Genomic DNA, 18,943 nt, shown 5'->3' with positions numbered 1-18,943 from the left:
GTATACATTCGCTTTTATAAGAAATAATCCCTTTTTCTTACTATACCATTATTTATCTAAAAAAACAGAAAAAAGGAAACCACTTCGGTTTCCTCTCCCCCTTTATCCCGTACTAACTGCCTATAAAGAGCCGAGTAGTGTAGGATGATAAACGATCCAGGATACGTTTAAATTTTCACTTTATACTAATTCTCGTTGCTTCGTTTCCTGTCCAAGTATTATTACAGCGAACACACCAATTAAAATTGATCCACAGAAAATCGTAAATATTAATGATAGTGAAGCTTCTGAGGCAACTAAATATCCCACTAATAGTGGCCCAAGGATACCACCGATACGACCAAATGCTGCTGCCATTCCTGCACCTGTACCACGAATAACCGTTGGATACTGCTCAGGTGTATAGGCGTATAATGCTCCCCAAGCACCTAAGTTAAAGAAGGATAGTAGCATACCTGCCACAATTAATACTGTTAATGAATCCGCAACCCCAAACAAATAAGCACTGCAAGCTGTCCCAATTAAATACGTAACCAAAACAAATTTACGACCGAGACGTTCAATAAACCAAGCAGCGGTGAAATATCCTGGAAGTTGAGCTAACGTCATAATAAGTACGTATTGGAAACTTTTTATTAAACTAAATCCTTTTAGCACCATTACACTCGGTAACCAAAGGAACATTCCATAATAGGAAAAGACAACACAAAACCATAGAATCCATAGCATAATTGTTGCTTTACGATATTCCCCAGACCAAACTGATTTTATATTTTCAATAACAGATGGCCTTTTTTCAACTTTTTGGAACCTTGGGGAATCCGGTAAATTCCATCTTAAATATAAAGCATATAGTGCTGGAATTGCACTCAATACCATCGCAACTTCCCAACCATATTTAGGAATAACAAAATACGAGATAAGAGCTGCAATTAGCCATCCACCTGCCCAAAAACTTTCTAATAACACAACAATTCTCCCACGCTCATGCGCTTCAACACTCTCTGATACTAGTGTAGAGGCAACTGGAAGCTCTCCGCCAAGCCCCATACCAATTAAAAAGCGTAAAAGGAGAAACATTGCAAGTGTTGTTGTTAATGCAGTTAAACCACTACCGATAGAAAATAACAATAATGTAATAATAAAGACTGATTTCCGCCCTATTTTATCTGATAGTATCCCAAAAATAAGCGCTCCTACTGCCATACCGATTGAGTTAATACTGCCTATCCAGCCCATTTCTTGCGTACTTAATCCCCAATCCTTTTGCAAGGCTACCATTACAAATGAAAGCATTCCAACATCCATTGCATCAAATAGCCATCCAAGCCCAGCTATACCAAGTAGTTTGCGCTTCGAAATTTCTTTTACCTTGCCCACTAGAAGTCCTCCTCACACAGGTGTCTTTACACATCATTTTACATGTGTGAATTGTATAAGTAAAATACTTTTGTGTAAAAAATTCTCCTTCATCATTCCCAAAAAGTAAAACGTCTATCCCGATTGGTGAGAGCTAATAATCAGTGGGGATGCCTCACTGATTAAAGTTTCAATTTATTAAAAATGAACAAATAAAAAAAGCAGCGATATTTCGCTACTTTTTCGAACGCATTACTTCTTTTAAAAATTCCGCTAATACTAACTGACGACGCCAGCGTGTTGGATTACTGCATAATCTATAAAACCACTCTAAATGAATCGCTTGAATCCATTTTGGTGCACGTTTTACCTCTCCAGCCCATACATCTAAACTTCCACCCACTCCAACAGCCATTTTCGTTTCTAAACGATGCTTATTGTTTTGGATAAAGTTCTCTTGTCTCGGGAAACCAAGTGCAACAAGTAATAAATCTGGTTTTGCTTCTTGAATGCGAGAAATAATATTCTCTTCGTCTTCTTGTTTAAAATAACCATCTTGTATACCGGCGATGGATACAGCTGAATATGTCTTTGTTAAATGATCTGCTGCAGCTTGTACAACATGCGGCTTTGCACCTAATAAGAAAACAGATACCGGCTTACTATCTTCTGATAACTTCGCAAGTAAATTACACATTAAATCAAAACCTGCTACACGTTCTTTTAAAGGTGTACCAAGCATCCCGCTTGCCTTTACAACCCCAATACCATCAGGTGTAATTAAATCTGTATTCAATAATGTTTGATAGAACTTTTCATCCTTTTTTGCGCACATAACAATTTCAGGGTTTGCTGTTACTACCTGAAACGTATGAGTTCGCTCCGCCTCTAGTTGTTCTTTTAAATATTGGACCGTTTCATCCATTGTCATTGTAGAAAAAGGAACGCCTAGAATATCAACTGTTTGTACTGCCATAGTTAACTATCCTCTCTATCATTACAAGTTTTTCGCTATTAATTGCTTATATGTTTCCTTTGTATCTTCATATAGTTTTTGAAGTGAGAAGTTCATAGTAGCATGCTCATAAATATGTTTACCCATTGCTGCTAACTCTCCAGTTTTCCACTTATCATACGCTTCTTCTAAAGCTAATGCTAATGCCTTTCCATCACCTGTTGGCACAATCCATCCGTAAGTTTCATCTACGATTAATGGCTCAATTTCTCCAGCCCTAGTCACAATTGATGGTACGCGTTGATTTGCCGCTTCTAATAAAACTAGTGGGAACCCTTCACTATGGGAAGTTAATAAATTTACATGTGACGACGCAAATAATTGTTTTACATCTTGACGATGTCCTAAAAACTCTACTTTATCGTTAATCCCTTTTTCAGTAGCTAATGACTTTAGATTTTCTTCTAATGGGCCATCGCCAACTAATAATACTTTAATTTTCTCTAATTTTGTTTGTTGTAACGCATCGAATAAAACTTCATGTCCTTTGACAGGATGTAATCGTGCTACTTGGATTGCCGTAAATACATCTTCATCAATATTGAACATTTCTTTTTTATTATAACCTTCTGCTTTTTCCTTATCGTATCCAATTCCATTATAAATAACATGCATCTTTTCATTTGAAATACCTAATGCTGCCAGGCTTTTTTTCAATCTATTCGTTACAACGAAAAATAAGTCTATATTTTTTAAGGCTTTCAAATTTAATTTCGTAAAAATCCAACCTTTTAAGCCCTGTTTAGTAAAGTCTTGAAACGGATCACTATGAATAGTCGTTACCCATTTTGCCTTTATTCTCTTTTTCATTAAAGAAACATAGAAATTAGCCCTAGGGCCATGTGTATGAACTACATCAAATTTTTCTTTATTAATAAATTCACTTATATTCTTTAAAATGGATAAATCATAGCGCGATTTTTGTGAAAACACATGGACTTTTATCCCTAACTCCCTTGCTTCCTTCGCAACAATTCCATCTTCAAATACTGCTAATTCTACTTCACCAGTTGGAAACTGATCGAGAAGTGAAATAATATGTGTTTTCCCTCCCCCATCTTCTGCTCCTGCATTCATATGCAATATTCTCATATTTTTTCCTCCTTTAAATCCTCGCTACGTTTCCATCTATTTTTATTTTACTGTACTAAAAAATAAAAGCTAACAAAAGTTAGCTTTTATTTTTATCATTCAATTTCTAGGTCTACTATTAGATAAGCTAACACCACTACAAAGTAAATTCCAACTCCTGGTGCTGTTAAAATATGTCCTGCAATATAAGCAATACCTAACGCTAACAATAAGCTTGCTGAAATCATTCCATATTTTATATTGAATATGTCCTTAAATCTCGTAGCAAATGCTAGTAAAATTCTTAGCCCGTAATAAATAAATGGAATCATTAGTAATACAAAGCCAATAATCCCGAAATCATAAAACCAATCATGGAAGTCCATTTCAATTAGTTTTGGATCTGGCTGCTTTTGTTCATTGTATTTAAAGTTACCTGCATAACCCATTCCTAATAACTTTTGTGACATTGGCGCTTCTTTAAAGAACTGCTTATGTCTTTCTTCATATACTTGACGTCCACTGAAAATAAGATTTTCTTGATTTTCTTTCTTTTGCTCTTTCTCAAGCTCTTTCTTAACTTCCTCTTCTATCTTCGCCTTTTCTTCTGGCTTTTCAACTTTATGATGATTTTCTTCTTTTGCTTTAAGTTCTTGCTCTTTTTTCAGCTTCTCTTTAATTTCTTTTTCTTTTTGACCTTGCTGTGCCACATTTTGCTCTGATAAATAATTATTGTGAATACCCATATTTTGTGCTAATGGTGTTTGTTTAAACGTCCCAACTACACCAGCTAATAGGACCATAGCAATTACTGCATTAAGCGCAAGGGATTTTTTGTTCGGATTTTTTCTATCAAATAATAATTGTAGTACAATGATTCCGATTGCTGCCCCTAACGTAGCACCAATTGAGCCCATTCCAACTTTTGTACCGACTTGAATTAGCGAATAAATCATTAAAAGTGATGGAATCCAATATAAAATGTGTTTCCAGCTCTTTGTTTTTTGAATAGAATATAGTACCACAATAGGGAAAATAATAGCTAAGATTGAACCTAGTTCATTCCCTGCATAGAACCAACCTCGAGAACCAACCTTCATCCATTCATAACTACCAAAGTCAGTAGATGTTGAAATAGAAATAACCATAATTGCGTTAATGATTAATGTAGAATATACAATACTATTTCGAACCTTATCACTAATATTAACTGTCTTTTTCAATGATTTTAAAGCTAAAATGTATGATCCCAGCATGATATATATATATAATGCTTTCGCAACGAATTTAACCTCTTCACCAAGTACAATAGGATTTTTAACTAGTTTGTTATTAATAAACCCTATCCCTAAAACTCCGGCTAATAATATAAGATAAATTAAAAACTTTCTATTTTCCTTCTCTTTTGCCTGAATTAAAATGTAAATACCACCAACAGCCATAATAAGGAATCTTACTAAAATTCCAACGGTAGCATTTGACTTTAATAAAGTTATGCTAAGAGACGTTAATAAATCTAAAACAGGCTGTAAAATAATAAAAAAGAGCAAAAAATGCTCAAATCTAACCCTAGCTTGATTTGCTAACATTCCAAGACCTCCATACAAAATCTTAACATTATCTTTTAATCATAATTTTTTATCATTCAAACACACCTAGCAATTATAACATAACTCATATTCAAATCGAGAACTATTTTTCCAGCTAAAACTAGCCAGGACAAGTATTAATAAGTAATAAAAATCATCGTCCTTTAGCTATACTCCCCTATTTTTACAAAATCTATCTAACAACCATCCCCTTATTTTTGTCAGTATATACATATTTTTTTATCATTTTATACAAATATAAATATCTCACCTCTAATTGTAATATTTTACCAAATTAACAACATCAAAAAATGTAAAATTAATCTTTTCATATCTTTTTCAGATTACTTTATGGTTATTTTCCAAACATTTTCAAACGCTTTCTTTATGAATTTTATCCGTTTTTCTACATGTAGCGAAAAGTAATTGTTATTTCCAATACTTTAGTGTATATTTTTTCTCTGGAACATCTTTAAGAGGAAGGGATTAAGGCCATGTTATTAATCGATATATTTACGTTTCTTGGCATTATCGCCGCTGCCATTTCTGGTACATTAGTTGGTTTAAAAAAAGATTTAGATTTATTTGGTGTCCTTTGTTTAGCTGTAGCCACTGCGCTCGGCGGCGGTATTATTCGTGATATCATGATTGGTAACCTGCCCCCTGTCGCATTTGTAAAACCCATTTACTTTTTCGTAAGTGTATTATCAGCATTATTTACTTGTATGTTTTTTGAGCGTATCAATAAACTTCAAGTCGTTATTATGCTTTCTGATGCTGTTGGCTTAGGCGTTTTTACAGCTATTGGTGCAAATGCGGCAATGTCACATCATGTTGACGCCTCATTTCTAGTTGTTTCAATGGGAGTCATTACAGGTATTGGAGGCGGTATTTTGCGTGACATTTGTGCTCAAGATATCCCTTACGTATTCCGAAAAGAGATTTACGCAATCGCTTCTATCTTAGGAGCAATTAGCTTCCTAATTACACACGCTATGGGGGCGCACGTATTAGCTTTCTATGTTTGTTTATTAGTAACATTCGTTATTCGTGTCGTCACTGTAATATATAATGTGCATTTCCCTGTCTTCTTTAAAACACATGCTAAAATTAATAAAGGCCATTAAGAGAATTCTAGATAGAATTCTCTTAATTTATATACTATTCAACGAACTAATATAGAGTAATTATATATAAGCATATATAATTACTCTATATTAGTTTTAAAATTGAAAACGTTTTATATACAGGGGGAAGAATGATGCTTGGGGTTTTCAAAAAAAATATTAATAAAACAAATGCCAGTATAATCGAATTAAGTAAGAACCAACAAATAACTTTTAATGTACCTACTAATTCTGAATTAAAAATTCAAATGGATATGCTACATATTTCAAAAGAAGATTTACAAGTTGTAAAAGTGCTACAGCCTTTTATTTATGCAGAAATTGATTGGATTACTGAAAAATTCTATGCCAACATTACAAAACAACCTAATTTAATTACTATTATTGAGCGTTACAGCTCTATTCCAAAACTAAAACAAACTTTAAAAACACATATTAAAGAATTATTCAGCGGAAATATGCATGAAGATTTTATTGAACAGCGTGTTAGGATTGCCAAAAGGCATGTACAAATTGGTTTACATCGAAAATGGTATACTGCTGCTTATCAAGAATTATTCCGCTCTATCATGAAGATTTTGCAAACAAAAATAACGACAATCGATGATTTTTCATATTCTATAAATGTTATAAATAAATTATTCACTCTTGAACAAGAACTTGTTCTTGCAGCTTATGAATCTGAATACGAAAGAATGCAAAAAGAGCATGAGAAAGAAAAAGAATTAACTGCTATGACAATTACGCATATCGCAACAGAACTAGCTGCTGTATCTGAAAAAACAAGCTCTTCTATTCAAAAACTAACCGCCAAATCTGAAACTATTGTAGAGATTGCTAAAACAGGTACATCATTAGCTACAACATCTGAAGAAAAAGCGAATAAAGGGAAAGAACAATTAAACCAGCAAAACAAACGAATGGGATCTATTCAAATGAATATGGAAACGATTATTACAGATACTCATGAACTTCTCAATATTTCTAACAAAATTAATGAAATCATAGATATTGTTAAATCGATTGCGGAGCAAACAAATTTACTCGCACTAAATGCTGCTATTGAGTCGGCACGTGCTGGAGAATTTGGGAAAGGGTTTTCTGTTGTTGCTGGCGAAATCCGAAAATTATCAGAGCAAACGAAAGAATCTATATTTAACGTTACAAAGCTCGTCGAAAAAACAAATGAACAAATTACTCGTGTCTCGTCTTCTGTGAAACAAATTAGCTCTCTCGTATCGGAAGGAACAGATAGTATGTCGGCAACAGATCGATACTTCCAAGAAATCGTAAAAGATATGTCTAACTCAAAAGAACAGAATAAGAAAATTGAACACGAACTACAAGCTATTTCACAAGTAATGAAAGGAATTCAAGATGATTCCTCACAAATGGCTCTAACAGCCGATAATTTGCAACTAGAACTAAATCGATAAGATGAAATTTAGTAGTCAAGCGTACTTTTCATCTGTACTAACTACTAAATTTCATCTTCCATCAAAAAAAAGAATCCAGAATGGATTCTTTTTATTTTCTGAAAAATATTTTTTGACAATACACATAACTCATATAAACACCAAAGCTCTGCAAAATAAACAATGCTGGCATAATTACATTGTAATATGCCATATCTACTTGGAAGAGCTTTAACAATACGTATCCACTAATTAAAAATAAGAACAACATATATCCCTCATTTTGTTGTTTCTTAATAAGGAAGTGTAATAGAGCTATAGTCATAAACAATGTTACGGCTATATATATCAGTTTTTCATATTTGAAAAGAATAGAATTTATCCCCTCATCTGAAAACTGATTTATCATCGGTTCTAAAAGTTTAAATCTTTCTCCCTCAATCTCTTTTAACTTTTGATCAATATGCTCTGTTACACTTTGATTTTTCGATATTTTTTCTTCATGTTGCGTTTTTCCAATTAAAACAGATTGAACATACGTCTCATTCGCAATCGTATATTGTGACATTCCCATTGTCTTAATTCCATAATTCACACCAAAATGGGCACTATAAAATAGAATAAGTATCCCTATCATCTTTAGTAACACCTTTTGTTTCGTTGCTGATTGAAATACTTCGATTAATAATACATATACCGTGATAAAAATAGGAAGAAATAATCCCATTGGGAAAATCATATTACTAAATGCAAATAAAATCGCTGAAAATACCCACATATAAGGATGATCTAATCCTTTATATAAAAGTATGTAACAAGCAAAATAAAATAAAAATATTGCAAGTGACTCAGGAGTTAATACGGAACTCATGAATATATTTGGAATATACAGAGCATAAAAGATAGAAGCAATACGACCGCATTCTTCTCCAAAAACCATTGCTGCAATACGATAAATAAAAAATGCGGTTCCTGCGCAAAATAACACATTAAATAGTTGTAAAGCGAATAATGTATCACCAAATATACGAATAATTACTGACTCATATATAATAAAAGGCAAATGAGTTACAGTCTCTATATTATTACCAATTGCAATCTGCTTTGCAGACTCATACATCACTTTCAGATCACCAATTATTGGAGCGGCTACAAATAACAGCATACTAAGTCTCACAACTATAGATATACTTATAAGAAAAATAAGAAATTGTTTATCTGTAAAACGATATTGTAGAATTGATGCCACTAACAAAATGAGTATGATAAAAATTGCTAATATGATTGTTACACTTGTTGTACTTCCTCCAAAAAATTGCTTACTTTTCTCAAATGCTGCCCAACAACTATAAACAAAAAATGCGAGCATCGCACCGATTGTAATTTTATTAAAGAAAGATGAAAAATTTGTTTGTATATGATTCATATGTCCATTGCACCTCTATTTCCATTCATAACAAAACGATTCTATCATGAATGAGTACACGGCTGATAGAGAATTTCTATGACAAATACATAGTCATTACTTTTTACTTGCAATGTAAGCGAATCCTCTTTTACACTACATTTTAGATAAAATAAATTTTCTTTCAGTTACATGAATACAAATACAGAAGTTTAAATAATCCTCTTTTGGAATACACTTTACTTCATTAAATATCTAATATGAGTAATCCGCTTACACATATTATTCTGATTGAAAACAGACTATAGGGGCTGAATATATGGAAAAGAAATTCATGCGAGAATCTAAAGCAATTAAGACAACACGTGTTTTTCCTAACGATTTAAATAATCACCAAACACTTTTTGGAGGGAAATTATTAGCAGAAATTGATAGTATTGCTTCGATTGCGGCTGCAAGACATAGTCGTAAACATTGCGTAACAGCATCTATTGATTCAGTTGATTTTTTAACTCCAATTCACCAGGCTGATTCTGTTTGTTATGAAGCATTTGTATGTTATACAGGGAAATCTTCAATGGAAGTTTTCGTAAAAGTAATCGCAGAAAATTTATTAGCAGGCGAGCGTAGAATTGCTGCTACTTGCTTCATTACATTTGTAGCAATAAAAGATGGAAAACCTTCGTCGGTACCACAAGTACTACCTGAAACTGAGGAAGAACATTGGTTACACACAACCGGTTTAGAACGCGCGGAAAACCGAAAAAAGGGACGTTTAAAAAGTAAAGAGATGGCTGAAGTTTTAACTTTAAGTAAACCTTGGAATATTTAACATAATCTTCTCATCATACATGCACAGGTCCTTCCTTGCATGTATTTTTTATTATAAAAAATACTATCGCTTGCTTCATCAATGTGGAATGGATAGCGCTTCATTAAAAGATATATAAGTAATGGTATTGGATATAAAGCAACTTGTAGGCGTAAGTACAATGCTAAAAAGTAGAAAATGTTTCGTTTTATGAGTATCAGCTAATTTTAAACTCCAATATAATAATCCCAATGAAAAGAATAGAAGCTGTCCTTCTGTTAAAGTTAAATTTTCCAAAACAATCTCTGGAGGATACACGGCTAATAAGAAAGTACCTATTAATCCTGCAGCGGGATTCAATAAATAAGTACCAATCTTATAAGTTAGTAAAATAATAAGTACCCCTAATAGGATAATAATTAATTTAGCTACAAAAAGGCCTTTATTGCCATTTACAAAAAAAGTAAAATACAGTAACTAAAAACACTGGAAAACCTGGCATAATATGAATAGGTGGTTTATCCATCTCATGATATATCAACATTCCTGTTTCCAATAAAATAGTTGCCGTTTTTTGATGACCTATATCATCGCTAGCTAGAGTCCAATCTGCACCATGTGTTTGTAAAGTTGCAAAACGAAGCGCAAATCGCCTTAACATTTCATACTTTCCCTTAAAATACATAATTTCCAAATTGCATTTCTATATTTTTACAAGAAAATATATTCTATAATGAATACTTTTATACAAAGTACAATAATAGAAAGTTGATTTACAAAGTTTATATGCGTTAAACTGATACAGATGTTCTTGTAATCTTCTTCCTTTCAAAAGGCTTGTATATATGGTGCAAGACATAAAAAATTTGAGGAGATAAAAATTCTATGATGGAACAAAAACAACTTGTTTCTGTTGTCATACCTCTGTATAACACAGAAAAATATATTGAAGAAACAATGCAGTCAATACTGGATCAAACATATAAAAACATTGAAATTGTAATTGTAGATGATGGAAGTAAAGATCAATCACCTTCTATCGTAAAAAATCTTGCAGAAAAATATCCGGGGCAAGTAAAATACGTTCACCAAAAAAACCAAGGCGTTTCAGTAGCTCGTAATACAGGGATTGAAAATGCTAGCGGGGAATACGTCGCTTTCCTTGATAGTGATGACTTATGGCATCCAACTAAAATTGAGAAACAAATCGAGAGTATGCATAAAAACAACATGGATGCGTGCTATTGTGGTTATATGAATTTCTACGAAGAAACAGGCGAAAAGGTTGAGCATACAACAAACTTTATTAAAGGTGATATGGCAAAAGCATTCTTAACACACCAAGTTGTTGCTCAAACAAGTACTTGGATTTTCAAACGCTCTATCGCAATGAATCATAATATCCGTTTTACACCAGGATGTAGCTGGGGAGAAGACTTGGAGTTTTTATTTAAACTAATGAGTGTGACAAATGTATGCTATGTCGATGAATATTTAACATATTATAGAATCTTATCCGAAGGAAATCTTTCTTCTAAATATAAAGATTACGAATTAAAAACAACTAAAGAACTAGAAGTATTCAATCGTATGAAAGACTGGGTACATAATAAATCTCAAGACTTCATTACGAAAGACCCTCAGTCACTTATTGAGATTCTTGAGACTTATTTATTCCCTTATACGGTTATCAATAATGCTTGTATATACATTAAGGAAAACTCTCAATTAAATAATACCCAAGTCCAATTAATCAAAAAAGATATAAAGAAATATTGCCGTAAAATCTATTCAAAAAACGGAAAGCGTAGTAAAAAACTATATGCAATGCTTTGGTTTGTGCGAATTAAATTTCTGTTTTCTTAAACTGAAAATATAGTACTCATCTCTCTTTCCGTAAACAAATCAAATTTACAAATAGGACAAACGAAAAAGGTCCTAAAGAATAGAAAGGTTTTTTCTCATGAAAACAAATAAGATTCTTAAAAATGCCTCCTACCTATTTGTAGGAAATATTACTGTTCGATTTGTACTTGCTATCGCGACGATTCTCTTCGCAAGATACGTTTCTCCTGGTGAGTATGGGATGTTTACAACTGCATTAGCAGTTTCCGCTGTTATTTGTTATTTCACAGATGCAGGTTTGACACATACGTTTATGCGTGAAGGAACGAGAAAGGATGCAAATATTAGTGTACTAATCAGTAGTTATTTACGCATTCGTTTCGTATTAGCTGTCGTAATTTCTGTACTCTTCGCTATTTTTGCTCAGTTCTTCTATACTGATGCCTACTTACGCGCCATGGTATATTGGGTTGTACTACCAACAATGTTTGGAGCAACTTTACAAGGCGTTGGAATGGCTTATTTCCAAGTAACAGAACGTATGCAATTTACAGCGATTATTTCTGTACTACAAGGTATAACAGCCGCAGCTGCGCTTCTACTAGGAATGTCGTTGAAATGGTCACTTATGACGGTCGCTGCTATGTATGGGATATCTAGTCTTGTAACAGGAGTCATCGCCTTCATAATGGTACTCCGCCATACGACAGTTCATAAGGGCTGGGACAAAGGGATTTTAGATCAACTGCTGATTTTCACAATCAATGGCATTATTATTATGCTTTTACCACAGTTAGGCCCTATTATATTAGAAAAAGTTTCGACGTATGAGCAAGTTGGATTCTTTGGAGCTGCATCGAAAATACCTGCAGTCCTTTATCAAATACCTGGTGTAATTGCAGCAGCCTTCTATCCAAAATTATTTACTTTTGGAAATGAAAAGAATATTGATGAACATAGAAAACTATCTCAGTTTGAATTAAAACTAATGTCTTTCTTAGGGATGGGAATCTCCATTCCATTTATCGCTGATCCAAGTTTTTGGATTGTTACTTTATTAGGCGAAGAGTATGCGCCAGCTGGTGATGCTCTTGCCATTTTAGCCTTTATGGTCATTTTACAATCTATTAACTATCCACTTGCTGATAATTTAACGACCATTGGTCAACAATGGAAACGTGCAACAACAATGGGAATCGGACTAGCTACTGCCATTATAAGTTACATCGTCTTAGGTAGTCAGTTCGGAATGATGGGAGCCGCTATTGCCGCTATCCTTACCGAGATTACGTTATTGATCGGATTCACTCTATTTGTTCGTAAAGGCTTCTCGTTACTATTTAAAGGGATTATATTCAATACCTTAGCCTTTATATTAAGCTATATTCTATACCGTACAATATTAATTACCTTACCGCCACTAGTTGCTTTAACAATTACTGGTATATTATACGGGATTATCGGTCTTGCAATCGATCCACAAATACGAGGATTGATTTTAGGATTTATAAATAAAAAGCTGGCTCGAAAATAAATAAAAATAAAAACTTCAAATTAAATTTGAAGTTTTTATTTTTATCTTCTTCACTTAGAAAATGGCCTTTTTTCAATCTATATCTTAAATTGACTTGCCTTTCTGGAATGATTATACTTGGAAACGAACAGCACTAGATGTAAAACACCTATTATTAAGGTAATTCATAGTTAATTCTTCATGTAAATATTAACTACAAACACCCTAAATTTACTATAAATTACACAAATAAACACTTTATTAATACTATTAAAAATCGCCGATTCATACATAGTTTTTCTTCATCCTAAAAAGATAACTAGAGATGAAGAATGTGGCAATTGCATTTAAGGAGGCTTATTTATTTAATGACTTCAGAAGTAAATAAAAGAACATTTTTCACTAAAAGCACACTTATTATTATTCCATTATTAATAATATGTGCATTTGCTTTTCATTACTTTTTCCTAAAATCAGACAGTGTATTTTCTAGTACGGGAGATGCATTATCACAATTCAGTTTCTTTACATTCCTTTTACAACACGCATTTAAAGATGGAAATTTATTTTGGTCTTGGGATTATGGCTTAGGTGGAGATTTATTCGGAGAATTTAGTTATTACTATAGTACAGCACCATTTTTCTGGCTTACGCTTCTACTTCCTAAACTAAATTTTGATCAAATCTTTGAGCTGAAACTATATATGAGTGTTTTAAAAAGTACATTAGCTATGTTATTCATGTATGGTTCTTTACGTTATCACAATAAAACTATTTTTTCTTCTTTCATTTCTGCCATTATATATGGAGGATGTATAACTTTCATTCGCCATTCTTTATTATGGGATTTCATGGCAGATGCTATAGTGTTTTTACCTTTAGTAATATGGGGATTAGATAAATATATTTTAGAGCGAAAAAAAGGATTATTCCTGTTTGCAACAGCACTTATGCTTGCATCAAATTTCTATTTCGCTTTCATTACTAGTATTTTTATCTATATTTATGCCTTTTTCCAATATTTCGCTACACAGCAGAACAAAACAATTAAAACATTTATAATTTATTATATTAGAATTTCTTTTCTATATGCTTTATCACTAGGTTTATCTGCTGTTTGCTTTATACCATCTGTAAATGGTGTATTTAGTTCCGATCGACTCGCTACAAAATTTACTATACCGTTATTTTTTGAAGATACGTTTTATAAAAACTTAATGGAAAGTATCTTTTTCATTAATAATACAGAGGAGTATCAGCTTGCATTCCCTGTTTTCATCCTCTTCCTTATTACTAGCGCGCTTCTAATACGCAATAAACTTGTCACAAATAAATTACTCTTTACTGGGTTTATGTTAGTGCTATATATGCTTCCATATACGTATTCCGTATTTAATGGCTTTTCTGCCATGCAACACAGATGGTTTTACTTATTTGCATTTGTGGTTGCGCAAACTGTTGCCTACATTTTAGATTGGATGCTACTCCACAAAAAGAAGGTCAATTATTTAATAGGTCCTTTACTAGCAACAGCATTATTTATTTACGCATTCTATAGAAAAGTAAATATAAACGCACAGCCACTACAAACGATTGATAACATTTTAATTTGCATTACTGTATTATCTATTATTACCATATTACTATGGCGCTATTTATCAAAAGTAGCCTTACAATGTTTCATTGTATTAAATGTACTCGTCAATGTAATATTTATTAATTACTTCTATTCAGATTTTGCTCTTAGTAAACACTTTAATCAAGCAGGCGTGACAAAAGAATCATTACACGGGCCAGGTCTTGATAATAAGGATGAAATTGACGCAATTCGTTATATACAAAATCAAGATAAAGATTTTTATCGAATTATCAATCCAAACAATAATTATAAAAATACGCCGATGTTGCAAGGTTATCATGGTACAAGTACTTATCAAAGCTTAGTCAATTATCATATTCATGACTTTATGAAGAATAAGTACAATGTTTTCCAAGGATATGATAGCCCATCTATGTTCTTCCAGTTAGATAAACGATTATTCCTTGAGAACATGCTAGGGGTAAAATATTATGTACTAAGTGAAGGTGCTAATAAAACCGAAATTCCTTATGGCTATACGCATTTACAACAAGTAGGTCCTTACAACATTTATAAAAATGAATTTGCACTACCATTAGGCTATGTATACGAAGCTGGAATAAGTGATGAAGACTTTTCAAAACTTAATTTTGCCGAGAAAGATCAACTTTTATTAGATGCTGTAGTTGTAAATGATGTTGGAAGTCTCCCACTAAAACAATTTAATACAAAACAGCTAGATTCAAAACAAATTAAGATTAATCCAAATAAAATGAAGTGGGAAAATATAGAGAAAGAGAAAGATATACTCACTGTTCATGAAAATGGGCGTATAATAGTACCTATTGATAATAACGATATGTTAGGTGATCTTCTTGTTGAAATTAAAATTAGAAATATAAACAAGGAATCATTTGGGGTTACCGTGAATGACAAATCTATGATAAAAGGTAATGAAGATGGAGCTTATGCTTATCCGTTAGAAAGATTTGTTTACAACTTAGGAAAAGATGCAAAGCCAACCGAGCTAATCATTTCTATTCCTACTCCTGGTCAATATGAGTTGAAAGATTTACAAATCAACAGTACTAACTATCAGACTGTCCCGAAAAAAGTAAATACTTTAAAAGAAAATAGCCTACAAAACATTTACTATGAAGGTAACTCCTTAAAAGGTGATATTAATTCCACTAAAGATGGATTACTATATTTATCGGTACCATATAGTAAAGGATGGTCAATAAAAGTTGACGGTAAAGAAACCGAATTTACGAAGGCTAATTCCGCCTTTATTGGCGTTCCTATTTCCAAAGGGCAACATGTAGTTGAAATGAAATACGTCACACCTTATTTCAAAATGGGTCTCGTTATTTCTATCATTTCATTTATCATTTGCATCTCGCTTCTAGTTCTTGGAGATACGAAAAGATATTCAAAATTAAAAAGTCGTTTTAAAAAAAGGTATTAAAATGAAGTGAAGTAAAAGTTGAAGATGATTGCTTCACTTTTACTTCATGCCCACTTTAAAATTACACCTAAGGAGGTCCTAACATGACCCTTTCAATAGTAGTACCATGCTACAATGAAGAAAAGGTGCTTCGTGCCTTTTATTCAGAGACTTCTCTTGAAATTCATAAATTAACTACCGATTATGAATTTGTTTTTGTTAATGATGGTAGTAAAGATGATACATTAAATATTTTACGTGATTTAGCTAGTGCAGATTCATCGGTACACTATATATCATTTAGTCGAAACTTCGGAAAAGAAGCTGCAATGTTAGCTGGTTTAAAATATGCTACAGGAGATGCAATTGTTATTATGGATGCTGACTTACAACACCCTCCTACGTTAATAAAAGAACTGTTAGAAGGATATAACGAAGGCTACGACCAAGTCATTGCAAAAAGAACAAGAACTGGTGATTCACCTGTTCGCTCTTTCGTCTCTCGTCTTTACTATAAGGTGATGAATAAGTTTGTAGATATTGAATTAGTAGATGGTATTGGTGACTTTAGACTTTTAAGTCGAAGAGCAGTGGATTCTTTAGTGTCTTTAAGTGAATACAACCGATTTTCAAAGGGTTTATTCTCTTGGATTGGTTATAACGAATTAATCATTGAATATGAAAATGTATTACGTTCTGATGGAGAAAGTAAATGGACCTTCTCGAAATTATTAAATTACGGAATTGATGGTGTAATTTCATTCAATAATAAACCGTTACGTCTATCTATATATCTCGGATTACTAACAACCATTTTAGGACTTTTATACGTAATCACTACGTTCGTTCAAATCATCCTTGGTGGTGTGGAAGTTCCTGGTTACTTTACTCTCATTTCCGCTATACTATTTATTGGCGGTATTCAACTCATATTCCTAGGTGTGATTGGTGAATATATCGGTCGTATTTATTATGAAACAAAACGTAGACCGCATTTTATTGTAGCTGAAAAGAAAGTTAGTGAAGTTAAACAAAAGGCATAACCAAAAAGTTACTTCTGTAGGTAGAAGTAACTTTTTTATATACTAACATTTACAAACACTTCTTTTGAAAAAATATACATTTTGAAATGATGGCATTATATGAAAGAATTTAGTATCATGATTCAAGGTACTATTTCAAGTTGGACGGAGGATACTATGAGCTTATTAACAGTTGAAAAATTAGGACATACATTTGGCGATCGTACATTATTTAAAGATGTATCTATGCGATTATTAGCAGGTGAACACGTTGGATTAGTTGGTGCAAACGGTGTTGGTAAATCAACATTCATGAATATCATTACTGGTCAGCTTATTCATGACCAAGGTCGCGTAGAATGGACACCGGGCACACATTATGGCTACTTAGATCAGCATACTGTTTTAACGCCTGGGCGTACAATCCGTGACGTACTAGCGGATGCATTTTTACCGTTATTCGAAAAGGAAAAAGCTTTAAATGAAGTTACAGAAAAAATGGGAACTGCTACACCAGAAGAACTAGAAGAACTTCTTGAGCAAATGGCAGAAATACAAGATGCACTTGAAGCAGGTGGTTTCTATTTACTAGATATGAAAATTGAAGAGGCTGCACGTGGTCTTGGAATTGATGCAATTGGTTTAGATCGTGATGTTTCAGCACTAAGTGGTGGACAACGTACAAAAGTATTGCTTGCAAAGCTATTACTTGAACAGCCAGAAGTGTTATTGCTTGATGAACCTACTAACTATTTAGACGTTGAACATATTCATTGGTTAACAAATTATTTGAAAGAATACCCACATGCATTCTTATTGATTTCTCATGATACGGAATTTATGAATAAATGTGTTGATGTTATTTTCCATCTAGAATTCACAAAAATGACACGCTATACAGCGACATATGAAAAATTCCTAGAACTAGCAGAAATCAATAAAAATCAACATATAAACGCTTATGAAAAACAGCGCGAGTTTATCAAAAAGCAAGAAGACTTCATTGCAAAGAACAAGGCTCGTTATTCAACGACAGGTCGTGCAAAGAGTCGTCAAAAACAACTTGATCGCATGGAGCTTATTGATCGTCCGGAAACAGCAATTAAACCGGAATTCTCATTTAAAGAAAGTCGTGCAAGTAGTCGCTTCGTCTTTGAAGGTGAAAATGTAGAAATCGGATATACACATCCGCTACTACCAAAGCTATCAATGACGATTGAACGTGGTGAAAAAATTGCTATTGTTGGATGTAACGGTGTTGGTAAATCAACGTTACTAAAAACAATCTTAGGTAAAATTAAACCTTTAAGCGGTAAAACAAGTCTTGGTGACTTCTTAGAGCCTGCATACTTTGAACAAGAAGTTAAAGCTGATAATATAACACCAATTGATGATGTATGGAATACATTCCCTGGCCTAGACCAGCATCAAATTCGTGCGATGTTAGCAAAATGCGGATTAAAAAATGAACATATTTCTCGCCCATTAAGTCAATTAAGTGGTGGAGAACAAGCAAAAGTTCGTTTATGTAAGCTAATGGGTGAGGAAAGTAACTGGCTATTATTTGATGAGCCGACAAACCATCTTGATGTTACAGCAAAAGCGGAACTTAAGAAGGCTATGAAAGCATATAAAGGAACAATTCTCCTTGTATGTCACGAACCGGACTTCTATGAAGATTGGATCACAAAAGTTTGGGATGTTGAAGAATGGTCTCAAAATAGTAAGTAGTCTTTAAGAAAAAA

13 protein-coding genes and 2 pseudogenes are annotated in these 18,943 nt (G+C 33.0%); 9 read left to right on the top strand and 6 right to left on the bottom strand.

Annotated elements, in window-relative coordinates; translation table 11 throughout:
• Nucleotides 1-180 precede the first annotated feature (180 nt).
• From ACTFN4_RS15015 to ACTFN4_RS15000, 4 genes are all read right to left on the bottom strand, one after another.
• Nucleotides 181-1,380: an MFS transporter gene (locus tag ACTFN4_RS15015; RefSeq protein WP_086404468.1), complete on the bottom strand. Its 1,200-nt coding sequence runs from the start codon at nt 1,378-1,380 to the stop codon at nt 181-183.
• A gap of 214 nt (nt 1,381-1,594) precedes the next feature.
• A complete protein-coding gene (locus ACTFN4_RS15010; protein ID WP_000290748.1) occupies nt 1,595-2,335 on the bottom strand; it encodes a WecB/TagA/CpsF family glycosyltransferase in 741 nt (246 codons plus the stop codon).
• Nucleotides 2,336-2,356: 21 nt separating this feature from the next.
• Nucleotides 2,357-3,466, bottom strand: coding sequence for a glycosyltransferase family 4 protein (locus ACTFN4_RS15005; RefSeq protein WP_439962500.1), 1,110 nt, complete (start codon nt 3,464-3,466; stop codon nt 2,357-2,359).
• A gap of 95 nt (nt 3,467-3,561) precedes the next feature.
• Nucleotides 3,562-5,034: an O-antigen ligase family protein gene (locus ACTFN4_RS15000; protein WP_000880755.1), complete on the bottom strand. Its 1,473-nt coding sequence runs from the start codon at nt 5,032-5,034 to the stop codon at nt 3,562-3,564.
• Nucleotides 5,035-5,528: 494 nt separating this feature from the next.
• On the opposite strand from ACTFN4_RS15000, the gene ACTFN4_RS14995 reads away from it, so the two are divergent.
• The 3 genes and pseudogenes from ACTFN4_RS14995 to ACTFN4_RS14985 all read left to right on the top strand — a co-directional run bounded on the left by ACTFN4_RS14995 (nt 5,529) and on the right by ACTFN4_RS14985 (nt 7,597).
• Complete coding sequence (locus ACTFN4_RS14995) at nt 5,529-6,161, top strand: trimeric intracellular cation channel family protein (protein ID WP_000924371.1); 633 nt, start codon at nt 5,529-5,531, stop codon at nt 6,159-6,161.
• 131 nt (nt 6,162-6,292) lie between these two features.
• A pseudogene (locus tag ACTFN4_RS14990) lies at nt 6,293-6,841 on the top strand (protoglobin family protein); the annotation flags it as partial.
• A gap of 15 nt (nt 6,842-6,856) precedes the next feature.
• Nucleotides 6,857-7,597 carry a methyl-accepting chemotaxis protein gene (locus ACTFN4_RS14985; RefSeq protein WP_370512974.1) on the top strand — a complete coding sequence of 247 codons (741 nt, stop codon included), beginning with the start codon at nt 6,857-6,859 and terminating at the stop codon, nt 7,595-7,597.
• A 91-nt stretch (nt 7,598-7,688) separates the two neighbouring features.
• On the opposite strand, the gene ACTFN4_RS14980 is transcribed toward ACTFN4_RS14985, so the two are convergent.
• Nucleotides 7,689-9,002, bottom strand: coding sequence for an ArnT family glycosyltransferase (locus ACTFN4_RS14980; protein ID WP_439962499.1), 1,314 nt, complete (start codon nt 9,000-9,002; stop codon nt 7,689-7,691).
• Between the two features lie 298 nt (nt 9,003-9,300).
• Between ACTFN4_RS14980 and ACTFN4_RS14975 the strand changes: the two genes are divergently transcribed.
• Nucleotides 9,301-9,813, top strand: a complete 513-nt coding sequence (locus ACTFN4_RS14975; RefSeq protein ID WP_000412120.1) for an acyl-CoA thioesterase — start codon at nt 9,301-9,303, stop codon at nt 9,811-9,813.
• A gap of 61 nt (nt 9,814-9,874) precedes the next feature.
• On the opposite strand, the pseudogene ACTFN4_RS14970 reads toward ACTFN4_RS14975, so the two are convergent.
• A pseudogene (locus ACTFN4_RS14970) lies at nt 9,875-10,477 on the bottom strand (4-amino-4-deoxy-L-arabinose transferase); the annotation flags it as partial.
• Nucleotides 10,478-10,677: 200 nt separating this feature from the next.
• Between ACTFN4_RS14970 and ACTFN4_RS14965 the strand changes: the two are divergent.
• From ACTFN4_RS14965 to ACTFN4_RS14945, 5 genes are all read left to right on the top strand, one after another.
• Complete coding sequence (locus tag ACTFN4_RS14965; protein ID WP_000970527.1) at nt 10,678-11,658, top strand: glycosyltransferase family 2 protein; 981 nt, start codon at nt 10,678-10,680, stop codon at nt 11,656-11,658.
• Between the two features lie 97 nt (nt 11,659-11,755).
• On the top strand, nt 11,756-13,171 hold the full coding sequence (locus tag ACTFN4_RS14960; RefSeq protein WP_000856146.1) for an oligosaccharide flippase family protein: 1,416 nt from the start codon (nt 11,756-11,758) through the stop codon (nt 13,169-13,171).
• Between the two features lie 347 nt (nt 13,172-13,518).
• Nucleotides 13,519-16,197, top strand: coding sequence for a YfhO family protein (locus ACTFN4_RS14955; protein WP_071740972.1), 2,679 nt, complete (start codon nt 13,519-13,521; stop codon nt 16,195-16,197).
• Between the two features lie 83 nt (nt 16,198-16,280).
• Nucleotides 16,281-17,219, top strand: coding sequence for a glycosyltransferase family 2 protein (locus tag ACTFN4_RS14950; protein ID WP_000175826.1), 939 nt, complete (start codon nt 16,281-16,283; stop codon nt 17,217-17,219).
• A gap of 156 nt (nt 17,220-17,375) precedes the next feature.
• Complete coding sequence (locus ACTFN4_RS14945; protein ID WP_000055410.1) at nt 17,376-18,929, top strand: ABC-F family ATP-binding cassette domain-containing protein; 1,554 nt, start codon at nt 17,376-17,378, stop codon at nt 18,927-18,929.
• Nucleotides 18,930-18,943: the final 14 nt, after the last annotated feature.

Origin of the sequence: Bacillus cereus group sp. MYBK95-2 (genome assembly GCF_051915225.1) — a bacterium.
Classification (GTDB): Bacteria; Bacillota; Bacilli; order Bacillales; family Bacillaceae_G; genus Bacillus_A; species Bacillus_A cereus.
This window is presented reverse-complemented; position numbering and strand designations above follow the sequence as displayed.